13 protein-coding genes are annotated in these 16,305 nt (G+C 56.7%); 10 read left to right on the forward strand and 3 right to left on the reverse strand.

What is annotated here, in order from left to right; all coding sequences use genetic code 11:
• Positions 1–8: 8 nt before the first annotated feature.
• The 3 genes from Q31a_RS26605 (at position 9) to ruvB (ending at position 3,534) form a co-directional block, all read left to right on the forward strand.
• A complete protein-coding gene (locus tag Q31a_RS26605; RefSeq protein WP_145084912.1) occupies positions 9–920 on the forward strand; it encodes an SMP-30/gluconolactonase/LRE family protein in 912 nt (303 codons plus the stop codon).
• 11 nt (positions 921–931) lie between these two features.
• Positions 932–1,915 carry an RING finger protein gene (locus tag Q31a_RS26610; RefSeq protein ID WP_145084915.1) on the forward strand — a complete coding sequence of 328 codons (984 nt, stop codon included), beginning with the start codon at positions 932–934 and terminating at the stop codon, positions 1,913–1,915.
• 614 nt (positions 1,916–2,529) lie between these two features.
• Positions 2,530–3,534, forward strand: coding sequence for a Holliday junction branch migration DNA helicase RuvB (gene ruvB / locus Q31a_RS26615; protein ID WP_145084918.1), 1,005 nt, complete (start codon positions 2,530–2,532; stop codon positions 3,532–3,534).
• 151 nt (positions 3,535–3,685) lie between these two features.
• On the opposite strand, the gene Q31a_RS26620 is transcribed toward ruvB, so the two are convergent.
• Entirely contained in the window at positions 3,686–3,874 is a 189-nt protein-coding gene (locus Q31a_RS26620; RefSeq protein ID WP_145084921.1) for a hypothetical protein, read from the reverse strand.
• Positions 3,875–3,919: 45 nt separating this feature from the next.
• On the opposite strand from Q31a_RS26620, the gene Q31a_RS26625 reads away from it, so the two are divergent.
• The 7 genes from Q31a_RS26625 to Q31a_RS26655 all read left to right on the forward strand — a co-directional run bounded on the left by Q31a_RS26625 (position 3,920) and on the right by Q31a_RS26655 (position 13,237).
• Positions 3,920–4,807 (forward strand): TIM barrel protein, encoded by an 888-nt coding sequence (locus tag Q31a_RS26625; RefSeq protein ID WP_231690953.1) that lies wholly within the window; start codon positions 3,920–3,922, stop codon positions 4,805–4,807.
• Between the two features lie 679 nt (positions 4,808–5,486).
• Positions 5,487–6,008, forward strand: coding sequence for a hypothetical protein (locus Q31a_RS26630; protein ID WP_145084924.1), 522 nt, complete (start codon positions 5,487–5,489; stop codon positions 6,006–6,008).
• 544 nt (positions 6,009–6,552) lie between these two features.
• A complete protein-coding gene (locus Q31a_RS26635; protein WP_145084927.1) occupies positions 6,553–7,995 on the forward strand; it encodes a magnesium chelatase in 1,443 nt (480 codons plus the stop codon).
• A 137-nt stretch (positions 7,996–8,132) separates the two neighbouring features.
• Entirely contained in the window at positions 8,133–9,839 is a 1,707-nt protein-coding gene (locus Q31a_RS26640; RefSeq protein ID WP_145084930.1) for a vWA domain-containing protein, read from the forward strand.
• A gap of 4 nt (positions 9,840–9,843) precedes the next feature.
• Positions 9,844–10,737 (forward strand): NAD(P)H-hydrate dehydratase, encoded by an 894-nt coding sequence (locus Q31a_RS26645; protein ID WP_145084932.1) that lies wholly within the window; start codon positions 9,844–9,846, stop codon positions 10,735–10,737.
• A 419-nt stretch (positions 10,738–11,156) separates the two neighbouring features.
• Complete coding sequence (locus Q31a_RS26650; protein ID WP_145084935.1) at positions 11,157–12,098, forward strand: bifunctional riboflavin kinase/FAD synthetase; 942 nt, start codon at positions 11,157–11,159, stop codon at positions 12,096–12,098.
• Between the two features lie 146 nt (positions 12,099–12,244).
• Entirely contained in the window at positions 12,245–13,237 is a 993-nt protein-coding gene (locus Q31a_RS26655) for a DHH family phosphoesterase (protein WP_145084938.1), read from the forward strand.
• A 271-nt stretch (positions 13,238–13,508) separates the two neighbouring features.
• Here Q31a_RS26655 and Q31a_RS26660 read toward each other — a convergent pair whose 3' ends face one another.
• Complete coding sequence (locus Q31a_RS26660) at positions 13,509–14,840, reverse strand: c-type cytochrome domain-containing protein (RefSeq protein ID WP_145084942.1); 1,332 nt, start codon at positions 14,838–14,840, stop codon at positions 13,509–13,511.
• Positions 14,841–15,072: 232 nt separating this feature from the next.
• A complete protein-coding gene (locus tag Q31a_RS26665; RefSeq protein ID WP_145084945.1) occupies positions 15,073–16,266 on the reverse strand; it encodes a tetratricopeptide repeat protein in 1,194 nt (397 codons plus the stop codon).
• Between the last annotated feature and the right edge of the window lie 39 nt (positions 16,267–16,305).

The following is a 16,305-nucleotide window of genomic DNA, read 5'->3' on the forward strand; positions in this document are numbered from 1 at the left end:
CACATTCCATGTTGCGCGCCCTTCACTTGTTACCTGCAATTTCGGCACTGCTGTTACTCCTGGCGGTATCACTACTGCCAACGGAAGCGGCAGACTCCTTGGTGGCCGATGGGGCCACCCTAGAACGGGTCGCTGACGGTTACAAATTCACGGAAGGGCCCGCCGTTGACCGCGAGGGGAATGTGTTCTTTACCGACCAACCCAACGATCGAATCCTCAAATGGTCGCTCGATGGAAGCGTCGCCACATGGCTCCAGCCCTGCGGACGGAGCAACGGCTTGTTCTTCGATCAGCAGGGAAATTTGCTCGCCTGTGCCGACGGCCAAAACGAGCTGTGGAGCATCCAGCACGACAAAACCCACACTGTCTTGCTGAAAGGATACGAAGAAAAACTGTTCAACGGCCCCAACGATCTTTGGATTGCCGCCGATGGCAGCTGCTATTTCACCGATCCCTATTACCGCCGCGACTATTGGACGCGTGAAAATCTCGATGCGCAACTCCCCAAACGCGTGTACCGCTTTTCCCCCGACTCCAAGACACTCCAGATAGCTGCTGACGACTTCAAACAGCCCAATGGTATCGTGGGAGATCCGCAAAAGAAGCTCCTGTACGTCGCGGACATCGGGGATAAGAAGACATATCGCTTTCAGATTGCCGACGACGGCAGCTTGACCCACCGCACCTTGTTTTGCGAAATGGGCTCCGATGGCATGACGCTCGACACCGACGGCAATCTGTATTTGACTGGCAAGGGGGTAACGGTCTTCAGTGCTGAGGGCAAAAAACTGCAAAACATCGAAGTACCCGAGGGATGGACCGCGAATGTCTGCTTTGGTGGAGCGGATCGCGATCTCTTGTTCATTACGGCAAGCGATAGTTTGTACCAAGTCAAGATGAAGACTTCTGGAATCAAGTAGGGATCCCTGCGATGAGCACCGATGCGATTCATCGCTGCGGCATTTGCCGTTGTTATCTCGACAATGAAGATTTGTTCTGCGGCAATTGTGGAACCGAGAACGCACACGCAGATTCTTCCGCCAAGCGACTCGCCAACGCGCCTACTTTTCACAATTTCTCCTGCCAATCTTGCGGTGCATCGATGAGCTATGATGCTTCCGCACAGGCATTGCGATGTCCGTTCTGCGGCAGCACCAAAATGGAACGCCGCGAAACGGCGCGTTCCGTCAAACCGCACAGCGTTGTTCCACGGGTGATCAGCCAGCAACAGGCGGAAGCCACGCTGCGTGAATGGCTCGGTCGCGGATTCTGGCGTCCCAAAGATGCCGCCCGGGCCTCGCAAATCGGTAAGATGACAGCCGTCTATGTTCCGTATTGGGTGTTTGAGGCCAAGACCGATACGCATTGGACGGCCGACTCCTCCCCGGCGCCGCCCGGATCACGGGGCGACTGGTATCCGGTCAGCGGCAGGAACCGCTCGCAGTACCCAGGCATCCTTATTGGAGGCAGCAGCGTTCTAACCTCCCGCGAGACACAAGCCATCGCTCCCTTTCGTCTGGAGGCCGCCGCTCAAGCACTCGACGCGCTGGACTTGACCAATGAGATTGTCGAGGAGTTTCGAGTACCGCGCAAGCTAGCAAGGCCGCTGGCGAGGAGCACGATTGAGGAATTGGAGCGTGCCGCATGCACTCAGCACGTCCCCAATCGAGCGCGAAAACTCCGTGTGAACGTACGCATCTCGGCCATGCAAGGCTCCCCTGCCCTATTGCCCGTTTGGATCTTGGCCTATCGCTACAAGCAAAAGTTATTCCGAGTCTTGATCAATGGACAAACGGGGAAGATTGCCGGGGACGCCCCCTTCTCGTACCACAAGCTAGTGGTAGCGTTGCTCATTCTCGGTGGCATCGTCGGTTTCTTCATCCTGCTTTCCATCATCGCAGCAGCCGCGAGCTAAGCACCACAGTCGCCCCGAAGCCACCGCACCTTTCCGCATAACGTCGCAGCTGGATGAAGATAGGAGCGAATGCCGTCTTACCGCGAACGTAGCAGCCCCAATCCTCCTGGAGCGGCGACCACTCTTCCTTGCTCACCGGGCTGTCGAAATAGTAACCCGCTGCGTGAGCAAGGAAAGATAGTTGCCGCTACAAGGCAGTTTGGGACGCAACCGCCGCGTTGAAATTCAAATTGCTATTAAATCAACAGCCCCTCACGCAGCGGGTTGCGATTGGGACAACCACCAGAAAACCAAAGCTCCCCTCACCCGTTCTCTCCCTCACCCGTGCTCGTGCTCGTGCTCGTGCTCGTTCCACCGTCCACCGTCCACCGTCCCCCTTCCCCTATCCGCCAGGAAGGTCCTCTTCCTCAGCAAGTGTCCGGTACGACCGCAACAGTTTCACCGAGTGCGCATGCAACTAAATCGTTGGGATGCCGGAAGAACCCAAGGCACTCCTCACTCGCCCTGGCGGCGCTACGCGGCTTTCCCCTTGTACGCTATGATAGGGCCACGGCAACTTCCCCTCCGAATCACCTTTCACCTCAGAGCAAATTGACTTGGCCCGCGAATCGATCATGACACCCGACGAGCCGGACGACGAGAAGGATGTCGCGTTGCGTCCCAAACGGATCGCCGACATGGTAGGGCAGCGCGAAGTCATCGAAGTCTTGCGAATCGCGATTGACGCTGCCAGCAAGCGTGAAGAGCCCCTCGGACATATCTTGTTCGATGGTCCACCAGGGCTGGGCAAGACTACCTTTGCAACCTGCATTCCACGCGAGATGAATGTAGCGGTACAAATGGCCAGCGGCCCCGCGTTGAAAGCCCCCAAGGACATCATTCCCTACCTCACCAATCTCGAACATCGCTCCGTGCTGTTCATCGACGAGATTCACCGCCTGCCCAAAGCGGTTGAGGAGTACATGTACACCGCGATGGAGGATTTTCGGATCGATATCGTGCTCGGAGAGGGGGTTAGCGCGCGAACTCTCAATCTGCAACTCAAGCCCTTTACACTGATCGGTGCCACCACTCGAGCTGGGATGCTGAGTGGCCCCATGCGAGACCGGTTCCAGATCCGTGAACACCTCGGCTTTTACTCTCTGCCTGAATTGACCGAGATCCTCGAGCGCAATGCCAAGAAGCTGAGCGTGGAAGTCGATGCCGAATCGGCCGTGGAGATCGCGCGGCGCAGTCGCGGCACACCACGCGTTGCCAACAATCGCCTCCTGTGGGTCCGCGACTTTGCGATGAGCAAGTCGGATGGCAAAGTCACGCTTCCCATCGTCGATCGAGCCATGAGAATGACCGGCATCGACCAAGCTGGGCTCGACCGGCAAGATCGACGTTACCTAGAAACCTTGATTCGCGTCTTCTCAGGCGGACCGGCTGGAATCGAAGCCATCGCTCATACCATGAACGTCTCACCCGACACGCTGGTCGACGAAGTGGAACCCTTCTTGCTTCGAAGTGAGCTTGTGATCCGCACATCGCGAGGGCGTTGCGTTACCGCCAAGGCCTATGAGCACCTCAAAGAAAGCTTGGCGGACCTGACCGATCACAGTGGCGAGACGGATTGAAGACACTGAAGTCCAATCTCTGGGCAGCGCTGTGGACGGGTCGCGAGTCGACCTAAATCAGCTCCACCGGCAAACTCCTGAACACCAATCTCCTGCTTCCGCCTCTACGCACCGGCCCCCCCCAAAGTCCACCGGTTATCGAGCAAGACAGCTACGCGGGATCGCGGTAATCCATATCGCGGTAATCCATATCGTAGTAATCCATATCGTAGTAATCCATTTGGGTTGCAATAACTCCTTCATTCCCCGAGCCATGCTTCTCCAGGGCTAGAGGCATCGCCCCGTAGTAGTTGTGCGCACCTGCGTCGAGTACAGTGGGAACAGGCTTATTGTCTACCAACGCTCTTGGGTAGGACGTACTTGGCGAACGATTGAAAGCACAACCATGAATTCGAATCGACGAAATTGGATCACCACCACTGCCGGACTTGCAGCGACGTCCCCACTCCTCGGACACCACCTTGCCGCCCAAGAGCTCTCTGCGGAAAAACCACGCAAGGGGAGAATTCGGCAATCGGTGATGGGATGGTGCTTCAATCCAATGCCTGCCGTCGAGCTCGCCAAGATCGGTAAGCAACTGGGATTGGTGGCTATCGAAGGAATCTCTGCTGACCATTACCCAGCAGTGCGTGAGGTCGGGCTCGAGATCTCACTCGTAGGAAGTCACGGATTCAAAGAGGGGCCGACCAGTACCGACCACCACACTGCGGTTGAAGCCAAACTACGAGCAGCGATCGACACGGCCGTTCAATTCGGAAGCCCTAACGTCATCACATTCACCGGCATGCAGGTAGCTGGAATGCGAGAGGAAGTCGCCAAGCAGAATTGCATTGACTGCTGGAAACGGGTGATAGCACATGCCGAAGAAAATAACATCACGCTATGCTTAGAGCATCTCAACAGCCGTGATGACAGCCACCCCATGAAGGGACATCCAGGGTATTTTGGCGACGACGTCGACTTGTGCATCGAGTTGATCCAAACCATGGATTCTCCGAATTTTCGGCTGCTGTTCGATATCTACCATGTCCAAGTCATGCACGGTGACGTGATCCGTCGGATCCGTCAGCTTCACCCCTGGATCGCGCATTACCACACCGCCGGCAATCCAGGCCGCTGTGAGATCGACGAAAACCAAGAAATCAACTATCCCCCCATCCTGCGCGCGATCTTGGAAACGGGATATACCGGCTATGTCGCTCAGGAATTTATCCCAACCTGGGAAAACCCCGTGGAATCGCTACGCCATGCGATCGAGGTCTGCGACATCTAGCGGGGGGTGCCGGCTCATTGGAAGCTTAAGCCCAGTGCTTGCCGGGCTGTCGAAATAGTAACCCGCCGCGTGAGCAAGGAAAGATAACCTCCGCTACAAGGCAATTAAGGATGCTACCTCCGCGCTAAAATTCAAATTGCCATTTAATCAACAGCCCGGTGAGCAAGGAAAGGTAGTTGCCGCTACAAGGCAGTTTGGGACGCAACCTCCGCGTTAATATTCAAATTGCTATTAAATCAACAGTTCGTTGCGCAAGGGCACTTCGAGGCGCAAACGGAAGCGGGCCCCCCACTGAAAGCGGCATTGGCACGAGTGGTTCTCCCAAGCGTCGAAATTCGGGGAACCAATTTCTTTCAAAACATGTCTATACCATTGCCGCTCGCAAACGGGGTTGGTCGCCCCCTTCGGTGACTCCTTTCCCCATTAAGAGCCTCGACGGCCAGCCAGCCCCCCATCGTTTCAATCAAGCACCACCCACCAGTGCCAGGGTCTTTTTTCCGGGGAAAAATCGCCCTGCTGCGCCCCATATTCCGCGCGACAATGCCGAATATAGTTGTAGCAGTTTAAGCGCTAGCTCACTTCCACAGGGGAAGACTGGCGCAGACCTCGACAGAAACCTTGGCCCTCAGCTAGGGTTGAAACAGAGGTAGAGAGTCGCTTACACCTAACAACGCTTCCAATGCCTTCCAATCCCACTCAGCCTACTTCCAACACCACTTTGCACTCCGGCCCTGGCCGTTTGGGGTACGATTTTGCATTGCTGGGGCTGAATGCTCGGGAATCTCGCGTGGAGGTAATCCGCGAAGCTGCAGGCCGCACCGCAGCACGAATTCAGCAAGCCTTCCCCGCTGACTCCAAGGAACAGGCAGAGCTGCTGTCTGATCTGGCGACCAGCACCTACCGTTTGCTCGACCCTCGCAACCGCGAGCGTCCCTTCGAGCGTATTCAGCTGTGCATTGTGAGTGAAGGCGATTTGGAACTACGCAAGGGTTCGCGCACGCCGTTGTTGACCGAAGCGACCCAGCGCGTGGTGGCAGAGCCCATTCCGCAGGAAGCCAGTAAAGATGCCGCCGCGGATAGCAACAAGCACTCGGGCAAACATCGCCGGCCTGGCCAGTGTCGCATCGGAACCATCGCTCTGGGTGCATTGGGCATTCTTGTGACAACGACCTTATTGATGGCTTGCGCAATCTGGCTCTGAGAACGCCCAACTCCCCTCCGGCCGTATTCGATCGCCGCTTCATATCGGGCTAAGGTAGCCGGTGATCGCTGCTGGCTTTCTGGGCACAGAACGCCATTGAAGACAACGGCACGGAAGACATCGCGAAAACAGATATCGCGAAAACCGGGCGGTAGCTATCGCGAGCATCTCCCGAAGCTCAGGTCGAAGTCGCAACTCCGAATTGAATCCAACTTCTCAGGCGCGCCGCGAGTGACCGTCGGAGTGCGGGTATTCATTGCGCGATACACTGCGATAATGCATACTCCGCATACTCCACGGAAGCATCTACCTACGCCCCCCCTAGTCCTGCCAGGATCGTGGCGTGAATGTCGTCTTCGATTCCATGACAAGCCGCACTAATTACCACCTCCACTTCCACTGAGGCCTGTCGCGATGCTCCCGAGAGCGGGAGGGTACAGCACTTTTGTTTTATACGCTCATCAATATGCCGGGCTAGTCGCGGCTGTATAATCGAGCAATCGGATCTCGCTCCACCTTGCCTCTTCACTTCAGTGTTACTGACATGCCATCTTCACCGATATCCCACAACACGCCGCTTACCAGCCGGGCTCGCAACCTGGCAGAGCTACGTGAGAGTGGCTGGACCTCCAAAACCGTCAAGCAAGAAATCCTTGTGAACTTCACGCGCATGCTCTCTAGCGATGAAGAATTATTCCCAGGGATCGTGGGTTATGAAGATACGGTGATCCCCGAGATAAACATTGCACTCTTAGCGGGTCACGACATGCTCTTTCTGGGTGAGAAAGGGCAAGCCAAAAGTCGCTTGATGCGGGCGCTCGTCCGGTTCCTGGATGAGGCCATACCCTACCTGGATATCCCAGGTGTCCCGATCCACGAAGATCCCTTTGCGCCAATTACATCGGTGGCCAAACGCTTTGTGGCCGAACATCAGGAAGCAGAAATCCCCGTGGCTTGGTGGCCTCGGGAAGAACGCTATGCCGAGCGTTTGAGTCCCGGCACCAAGTTTGCCGACATCATTGGTGAAATCGATCCGTCGAAACTGACCAGCGGCGTCAGCATGAGCACCGAAGAAGCCTTGCACTTCGGCCTGATCCCTCGGATGCATCGCGGAATCTTCGCCATGAATGAACTGCCGGAGCTGGACGAATTGGTCCAAGTCGGCCTGTTCAATATTTTGGAAGAACGTGATGTGCAAATCCGTGGCTATCCCATCCGTTTCGACCTCGATATTTTCATCCTCTTCTCAGCCAACCCCAGTACCTACAACCGCAGTGGCAAGGTCATTCCACAACTGAAGGATCGCATTGGCTCGATCATTCAAACGCACTATCCACGCGAGCGGGAGGTAGGCATCGAGATCCTGCAACAAGAGGCGGGAGTCGATTTGGGGGGTAGCTTCCCGGTTCAGGTCCCCTACTTCATGGCCGAGATTATTGAAGAGATCACCGCACAGGGGCGACGCAGCAAGTACGTCGACCAAGCCTCAGGTGTATCTGCCCGTTTCAGCCTCTCAAACTACCGCGCCATGGTAGCCAGTGCGCGGCAACGGGCGATCGTCTTGGGCGAATCACCTGCCGTCCCACGCATCAGCGATCTTGGGCACCTCTACTCTTCGTCGCTTGGCAAACTGGAATTGGATATGATGGGGAGCCATCAAATGTCCGAGAAGCAGGTCATCGACGCCTTAATTGCCGGGGCGGTGAAAAGTGTTTTTGAACAATACGTCGAGCAATTTGGATTGGCAGAAATCGCAGAAATCTTTAAGAAGGGTGTCCGCATCGAAGTCGGCGACATGCTCCCCAGTTCGGCCTATGCGGAGCGATTGCAAATCGTGCCTCCCGCCTGGGAAAAGGCCTTCGAAGTCAACGCTAGTGAAAACGAAGCCGTGCGTGCTTCCTGCGTAGAATTCGTCCTTGCAGGACTGTATTCCCTGGACCATATCAGCCGCGCGCAAAAGCACGGAAAAGTTCACTTTGAGTTTTAGGAACAAGTTCCGTCGTGGTAGCTGAAGTTACCATGCGTTTGCAAGCGGCGGGTTGCCAGTAATCGAGGCTAGAGGACACGACGAATCGGTATTCGTTAACCAGCCTTATCGGCTAGAGAATTCGAACGGGAAATAGCATGTCGCGCAAGTCAGCTCTAGGAGGTGTCGTTCACACCTACCAAAAATATGATCCCGTCCAGTTTCCCAGTCCGTCGACTCCCCCTCCAGACTTGGTCTCGCCCGCCTTTGAACATGCGCTGATGTATGGCAACTATCGGCAATTGACCGAAGAGGAACTAGCGCGGGCGGTCAAACTCGATCCCAGCCAGATCTCTGGCCTGGGGCCTAGCATCGACTTTCTTACCGCTCTCTTGGAAGATCGCAAGCGAAAGATCCTGGAGAAATACGAGACGCACACGGTGGTCAAAAAGGCGCACAAAGCGGTTGAAAAGACCGCCCGCAGCGCCAATCCCCCCAAGCAATTACGAAAGCTGTTCCTCCAAGCGGTGCAGCAAGAGCAGATCTATCTCCTGGAGCGCGTCTACTACCAACTGGGCGACGACACCGATCCCTTTGCAGGGGAGCTGGTACGGACGATTGAAAGCCTGGGGGACAAGTACCAGATTGACGAACTCGATTCGAAATACGACTTTATCGGCTCCGAACGTTTAAGCATTCCCCGCGCCCTGGAGATCAAACAGGAGCTCGAGGCCATCGACAAGTTGCTGGAGCAGCTTGCCGAAGCAGCCAAGACAGCTCAGATCGGTGTGATCGACATGGAGCAACTCAGCGAATTCGCCTCGACCGAGGACATGTCCTCCCTCGAAGAACTGCGAAACCAAGTTGAGAACATGGTTCGTGAATTGGCCGAGCGCCAGGGGCTCGACCGGGACTCGGCCAGCGGCGCCTTTCGGCTAACGCCTCAAGCTTACAAGATTTTTCAGGGCCGGCTGCTGGAACGGATTTTCTCCAGTCTGCAACCAGGCCGATCGGGGCGTCATACCGGACGCATCGTTGGCGAAGGAAGCGTAGAACTTCCGCAAACCAAACAGTACGAGTTCGGTGATAGCCTAGCCAACATGGACACCACTCAGACGGTCATCAATGCGTTACTGCGTGATCCCACGGCTTCTCCCGTACGGATCAAGACCAACGACATCGAAGTTCATCGCACTCGCAATTCGCCCAAGTGCGCCACGGTGGTCATCATGGACATGAGTGGCTCGATGCGCCACGATGGCCAGTACATGAACGTCAAACGCATGGCTCTAGCCCTCCAAGGCTTGATATCGAGCGAGTACCCGGGGGACTTCCTCAGATTCATTGAAATGTACACCTTTGCCAAAATGCGAACGGCAGGTGAAATCGTCGAATTGATGCCCAAGCCGGTAACGATTCACGATCCCTGGGTGCGTCTGCGAGCCGACATGAGTCGAGATGACATTTCCGAACAGCAAATCCATCCGCACTTTACCAACATTCAGCATGCCCTGCGGCTGGCGCGCCAGAATCTCGCTACGGTAGACACTCCCAATAAACAGATCATTCTGATTACCGATGGGCTGCCGACGGCACACTTTGAAGATTCAACGCTGTACATGCTCTACCCACCAGATATTTCGACGGAGCAGGCGACTCTTCGCGAGGGGACGCTTTGCCAACGCGATGGCATCGTGATCAACATGTTTTTAGTCCCAAGCTGGTCGCAATCCGAAGAGGATATACGCTTTGCCTACCGCTTAGCTGAGAATACGCGTGGCCGGGTCTTCTTTACGGCGGGAAACGACCTCGACCGCTTCGTCGTCTGGGATTACATTGACCGCAAACGCGAAATTCTCGGATAGCCCCATGCCAGACCATGACCTCCCCTCCCCTACTCTGCCTCGATTGAAACCTCGTGCTAAGGACAGCCACAAGGGCTCTTTCGGCAACGCACTGCTGATTGGTGGCAGCCGTGGCATGGCGGGCTCGATCGCCCTCTCCGGCCTAGCCGCAGCTCGGACCGGAGCCGGTTTGGTACGGTTGGCAGTCCCCGACCGCTGCTTGGAAACGGTTGCCAGCTTCTCCCCCTGCACTATGACGATTCCCTTGACCAATTCGTCCGCCGGACAGATCACCGCCTCAATCGAGGAACTCACCGCGCACCTTGAGGCGGCCAATTGCATTGGGATTGGCCCCGGCATGGGAGGGTCGCCCGAGCTACAGCAACTCGTGCAAGACGTTTTGAGAACCGCACAGTGCCCGGTGGTGGTCGATGCAGACGCTCTTAACAATTTGGGAGCGATATCGAATTGGCGCGAGCTGCTCTCCGAGAAGGTTGTTTTAACTCCACACCCTGGCGAATGGTCACGACTCTCCGGCATGGCTGCCTCTGATCGAGAGGCCCAAGTCGCGGCTGCCATCGAACATGCCAAACAGTCAGGTGCAACCATCGTTCTCAAGGGATATCGCACTCTAGTCACCGACGGAGTGGAAGCCGCCTTCAATTCGACCGGAACCCCCGCCATGGCAACCGGTGGGAGTGGTGATGTGCTGACCGGAATCATTACGGCGTTGATCTGCCAAGGCTTGTCACCCCTTGAGGCGGCTCACTTGGGAGTTACCGTGCACGGGCTGTCGGGCGAACTGGCGGAACGGGCCTTGAGCACTCGCGTGGTACTGCCACCGGAATTAATCCAGTACCTCCCCCTAGCCTTGGGAGCCCACGCCGAACAGCGGAGCTCGCGAGGCATTGGATTTTAGGCCACTAGCGAGCTGAGCTAGAACGGCGCGAGCCAACGGTATCCGAGAACGCCGCGAGCGGTCTACCCGACGCATAGCGGGTTGTTGAAATATTAACCCACCGCGCGACGGGCTGTTGAAATATTAACCCGCCGCGTCAGCAAGGACAGGTGGTCGCCACTACAGGGCGATTAGGGACGCTACCTTCACGCTAAAACTCAAGACGCTATTAAATCAACAGCCCGGCGAGCAAGGAAAGACAATCTCCGCTACCTGGCAACTAGGCATGCCATCTCCGCATTAAAACTCAAATTGCCATTAAATCAACAGCCCGATAAGCAGTCGCGTCAGCAGGGCAAAACAGCCCACCACCCTTGCCGAATTGCTCGAAATCGGCGACAGTTGAACGATTCTCGTTGCAACGCCAAACCGACCTACCTATGCCTCCCACTCTCATCGAACTCCACGAAATTCCGCCAGAGTTGCTGGGCTGCGCTGTTGCTATTGGCAACTTCGACGGGGTGCATCGTGGACACACCGTATTGATCCGGCAGCTGATCGAGCTCGCCCGACGGCATTCGGGGCCAGCGATCGTGGTTACGTTTGACCCGCCACCCTCCGCCATACTCTTACCGGATCGTCCCGCATCTCCCCCGCTCACCCCGCTTTCTCGACGAGCGGAATTGTTGCAGGAACTAGGGGTCGCGGCTGTCGTCCCACTGAAAACAACTCCCCAATTGCTGAGTCTGTCGGCGGAAGAGTTTTTCGAGCAAACGATCCGGAGCAAGCTCAAGGCGAGTGCCATGGCAGAGGGCCCGAACTTTCGGTTTGGGCACAACCGCAAAGGGGACACCAACCTGCTGCAGGAGCTGTGCCAAGCGTCGCAAATCGAACTCTGTATCGTCGCGGCGACCTCCGATTCCGGAGGGATGGTGTCCAGCACGCGAATTCGAGAATTGATCGCTGCAGGAGAACTCTCCGCCGCCAACCAAATGCTGACTCAACCGTATCAGCTGCAAGGAGTGGTCCAACCGGGAGCGCAACGTGGCCGAGAACTAGGCTTTCCCACTGCGAACTTGGCTGAAATTAAATCACTCTTGCCCGGGCATGGTGTTTACGCGGGTCGAGTGCAATTGCATTCCAAGGAATTTCGAGCGGCTATCAACATTGGCCCCAATCCCACCTTTGCCGAGGACCGGGTCAAAGTAGAAGTCCACCTCATTGGCTTCTCGGGCGAGCTCTACGGCCAAGAGCTTCGCTGCCAAGTGCTGACCAAAGTCCGTGACGTGCAGCGATTCGACTCGTTCGACGCGTTAAAGCAACAAATCGCCATCGACGTAACCCGCTGCGAATCGTTTGAGCACTCGACTACGTCCCAATAGGCTCGGCATTATCCGCAGCTTTTCCGGCAAACTCGGGCACGCGAGCAATTGCTATGGTTGCGAAACGCGAGGATTTGAAGCAACATAGCAGGCTCGCATGGCACTCCTCAGCCGCGTCTCTAGCACCCTACCAAATTGGCCAGTTCATGACTGTAAATTGGGATCAACTCGCACAACGCATTCAATCGTGCCAAAGCTTTATCCTGTGCAGCCACATCCGCCCCGATTGCGATGCGTTGGGAAGTGAAATCGGCATGGCTGGTATTCTGGATCAGCTTGGCAAGCAGGTCCGTATCGTCAATGGACACCCCACTCCGCCCAACCTGAACTTTCTAGACCCCAATCGTCGTATCGAAGTGCTGGGCGAAACGACGACAGCGGCAGATGTTAAGGCAGACTGCTTCATCGTGCTCGACACCAGTGCTTGGGCTCAGTTGGGCCCCATGGGAGACGTCCTCAAGTCGTTTGAGGGTCAGAAGCTCTGCATCGACCACCATGTGGGTGAAGAGGATCTGGGCACCGAGTTCTTCAAGAATACAACCGCCGAAGCGACGGGACATCTCGTGGCCAAGCTGGCGAAACATATGCATGTTGCGATCAACAAACCGATGGCAACGGCGCTCTACGCCGCCATCGCGACCGACACCGGCTGGTTCCGTTTCGGATCGACGACTCCCGCTACCTACCGCGTGATCGCTGATCTATTGGAATGCGGAGCCGTTCCCGCAGAGATTTACGGTGAGCTGTACGAGCGAGACACCTTAGGCCGAGTCCGATTGCGAGGCAGAATCTTGTCACGCACCGCCGCGGAGAGAGACGGCAAGCTAGTCTATACGCACGTCCTCAAAGAAGATTTTACCGAGACGGGAGCTGTTGCTAGTGATACCGAAGATGCCATCAATCTAACTCTAGCAATCGCAGGCACGCTCGTTGCCGTTATCTTCGTGGAACAGGCAACTGGCGGCTTCAAGCTCAGCTTCCGCAGTCGATGTGGGGTCGACTGCAGTGCTTTGGCTCGCTCCTTCGGTGGCGGTGGTCACAAAGCAGCGGCCGGAGCGTTCATCGAAGGCAAGCTCGAAGAGGTCCAGGCCCTGGTACTTCCCGTGGTCCGCACCGCGATGAAAGAATGTGGTACCTAACACAGTACCGGTAGCTCGCTCTTCGACAGACTTCAGGCGTCGGCTTGCAGACTCACGCGAGCTGCCCAGTCTGCCACCATCGAAGCACCACCTACAGATGCTAGGCGCTGCGGTTGAAGGAGCGCCCGGGAAAAGGTGTCCGGCCCCCAAAGTGCGAAGCACTCGAGGGACGGTTCCGACGGTTGGCGTCGAACGGCTTTTCCAATCGGGTAGCTTTTCCCAATGCAGAAATGGGAGATTCACGGCCCGGGGGGGGGCCATGCTACTGGGCCTAGTCCACGGGAGCAGGCGGCGGCTCGTCGGCAACCGGCTGCGTCGAATCACCTACCGGCTCCTCCGGCGATGCTGGCTCTGGCTCTTCAGATACTGGCTCATTGGTCGCGGGTTCTTCAGTCGCTGGTTCTTCAGTCACGGGTTCTTCTTCGGTCACGGGCTCTTCAGTCACGGGTTCTTCTTCGGTCACGGGCTCTTCAGCTGGCGGCTCTTCAGCGACCGGCGTTTCAGTCGCCGGCTCGGATTCCGCTAATGGTGGCGTTTCCGGTTCGGCCGCTTCCTGCTCAAGAACCTCTTCTTCCGCGATAACTTCCTCAACAACCTCAGCCTCCACAGCGCCCACACCAGCGTCATCCGGATGCGCATCGACCGAACTGTCCACGAAGAGTCGCGTGAACTCTTTCTCGTAATGGTCTTCACCATAGATCAGCTCTCCACCCTGGTAGCCCGTCAAGCTAACGAGGCCCGCAGCCAATACCGATCCCACCAACCAGGTAAAACGCATTCCTGAACTCCCCTTGCGCCGCACGGTACTTGCAACGGGGAGCAGGGCTAGGGACAAGACAGCCATGGCAATCCCAGCCCAGCGGTGGCGATCGATAGCACTATTCTGCAGGTCGAATGAAAATCCGGCACCGTAGCCTTCGTGCTCGGCGTAGGACCACCCCATGACGCAAGCTCCGACCGCCCCCAGCGCTCCGATCCACAGGCAGTGAAACGCAACCGGTTCACAGGACGCTCGACTGAAGAATGACAGGAAAACAAACAGGGTGGAAACCATCAACAATGCGATGGGAAAATGGACGCTCGCTGGGTGAAATAGACCTTGGAATTTCCACACTTTGCCGAGCGTGGAAGCGGGAATCGTTTCGGCCTGCACCTCCGCTTCAGTCCTAGGCGTGGGAGCGACGTCGACCCACAGCGCGCCCTCTTCGATCCACAATTTAATAGTGGCTAGCTCAGCCCCGGTTAAATCGTGTACCCGGTCATTGCCTGGCGGAGGCATGCGCATATCGGGATCGTCGGTCACCAGGTAATCTGCCCAAAGCGAACTACTCTCCAAGTCGCCTGGCTCCACGTACCCCATCACGGAATCCAATTCGTCCATCCGAAAATCGTTTTTCGCATCCTCCGGCCCATGGCAGACAATACACTTCGCATCAAAAATTGGACGCACATCGCGTACGAAATCCACCAGTCCCCCTTCAACCGTCAACTCCTCCTCCTGAGCATTCGCCGAAAGTGGCAGGAGAAGCATGGAGGCTAACACCCAAGCCAGCGATGGAGTGGGATACTTGAACCGGGGACCAGTGGGGCCATACGTAGACATACTTATCTTACCTATACGTGTATTTTTTTGAGTGGTGATCACCGGGTGGGACCGCGAACCAACACCACCGCGGACCGAGCCAGTCTGGCGGTACGCGTCGGATTGGCTGGGCGGGTGGCTAGCAGGCTCCGCTCACGACAAAGTGCGCCAGCAGAAACATAGCCATGCACGCGTGCTGTAGTTCGAGGGAAGGCGATCGGGCGGGTTGGGTGTCCATCGACACCAATCGTAATTATAGTGCTTTCGTCGTCGAGCGTTCAGGCTTGGAAACACTTTCACTGAGCTCCAAGACTCCACCACTCTCACTAGGGATCACTTCGTCCCCACGCAGTCGGGCGGCACGAGCGAGAAACAGCTCTGCACGAGGCTTGTCGCCAGCCAAGTCCAACCAGCGGCCCACTGCTTCCATCGACAATGCATCATCCGGGTCTGCCAAAGCTCGGGACGATAGCAATTCGGTCCAGCTCTCAATTTGCTGGTCAGTAAGACCGAGACCGAGTAAGCCATCCGCGGGCAAATCCTCTTGGCGGATCACCACACCGGAGAGGGCAGCGGAACCCGCGACCACCGCCGCTTGGAATGCATCACCGCTGGCCACTTGTGCCACAAACCGCCGACCAAACAAGACCGGCTCGGCTCCGTAGCGGGCGGATATCTCGGCATACGCTCGGGCTGCTTCCCGGTACCCACCCGCCCGAAAGATTGCATCCGCAGCAGCCAGCACTTCAGCGGGCACTGGAGAATCCTTTTCGACCGCCACGTACCGGTAACTCAGCTCGGACGAATCCGCCAAGCTGGCCGCTCTCACGCGAGCGCTCGATGCACCACTCCTCCCGTCGTTCACAGCCAGACGACCGCTAGTTAACACAACTTCGCTCACCAGAGAGTCGTCTTCAACTGAATCTGGCGCTGACTTCAAGCTACCGAGGGGCAATTCCCAACTCTCTTCGTACTCCGGGGCATAGGCATCGTAACCAGATCCCCAGTCCGATTCGTAAGTCCCCCCGACCCCGTAAGGTGCGGGAGCGCTGCCGAAGCACGGTGCGACACAAACCGGCCCACAATACTCAACGCGTGGGAGACAGCACAGCGGCCTCAAACTGGATGGCCCCAGGCTATACATGGCCCGGGAGTAGGAAAAACGCGAGGTGCAACAGTGCGCGCCACAATGCGCGAGCAGATTGCGGACCGGAGTTCGAAAATAGGGAGTCGCGCAGCCAGCTCGAGCATAGGCATGGTGGTGCAACAAACGGTGTACCGGACGATAGGCGGCTGAATAGCCAGTCGAATAGAAACTGGGAGAGCTGCCTGAGCCATAGGCCCAGGCACCGAACGGCGGGTAACCATCACCGGCGGATGCGGAATGACCGGCCAGCATACTCCCAGTCAGAGCGAGGATGAGAGCAACGGGTTTGAAGGAGACCATATCAGAAATCCTGGCAAGGCTAAATAGCGTGATTGACCA

Origin of the sequence: Aureliella helgolandensis, from assembly GCF_007752135.1 — a bacterium.
GTDB classification, from domain to species: domain Bacteria; phylum Planctomycetota; class Planctomycetia; order Pirellulales; family Pirellulaceae; genus Aureliella; species Aureliella helgolandensis.

What these genes read in the sequence shown, in the direction of transcription:
- Q31a_RS26650 (WP_145084935.1), top strand. Translation starts at nt 11,157, where the DNA reads ATGCCTCCCACTCTCATCGAACTCCACGAAATTCCGCCAGAGTTGCTG.
- Q31a_RS26665 (WP_145084945.1), bottom strand. Translation starts at nt 16,266, where the DNA reads ATGGTCTCCTTCAAACCCGTTGCTCTCATCCTCGCTCTGACTGGGAGT.
- Q31a_RS26605 (WP_145084912.1), top strand. Translation starts at nt 9, where the DNA reads ATGTTGCGCGCCCTTCACTTGTTACCTGCAATTTCGGCACTGCTGTTA.
- Q31a_RS26640 (WP_145084930.1), top strand. Translation starts at nt 8,133, where the DNA reads ATGTCGCGCAAGTCAGCTCTAGGAGGTGTCGTTCACACCTACCAAAAA.
- Q31a_RS26630 (WP_145084924.1), top strand. Translation starts at nt 5,487, where the DNA reads ATGCCTTCCAATCCCACTCAGCCTACTTCCAACACCACTTTGCACTCC.
- Q31a_RS26655 (WP_145084938.1), top strand. Translation starts at nt 12,245, where the DNA reads ATGACTGTAAATTGGGATCAACTCGCACAACGCATTCAATCGTGCCAA.
- Q31a_RS26625 (WP_231690953.1), top strand. Translation starts at nt 3,920, where the DNA reads ATGAATTCGAATCGACGAAATTGGATCACCACCACTGCCGGACTTGCA.
- Q31a_RS26635 (WP_145084927.1), top strand. Translation starts at nt 6,553, where the DNA reads ATGCCATCTTCACCGATATCCCACAACACGCCGCTTACCAGCCGGGCT.
- Q31a_RS26610 (WP_145084915.1), top strand. Translation starts at nt 932, where the DNA reads ATGAGCACCGATGCGATTCATCGCTGCGGCATTTGCCGTTGTTATCTC.
- Q31a_RS26660 (WP_145084942.1), bottom strand. Translation starts at nt 14,840, where the DNA reads ATGTCTACGTATGGCCCCACTGGTCCCCGGTTCAAGTATCCCACTCCA.
- ruvB (WP_145084918.1), top strand. Translation starts at nt 2,530, where the DNA reads ATGACACCCGACGAGCCGGACGACGAGAAGGATGTCGCGTTGCGTCCC.
- Q31a_RS26645 (WP_145084932.1), top strand. Translation starts at nt 9,844, where the DNA reads ATGCCAGACCATGACCTCCCCTCCCCTACTCTGCCTCGATTGAAACCT.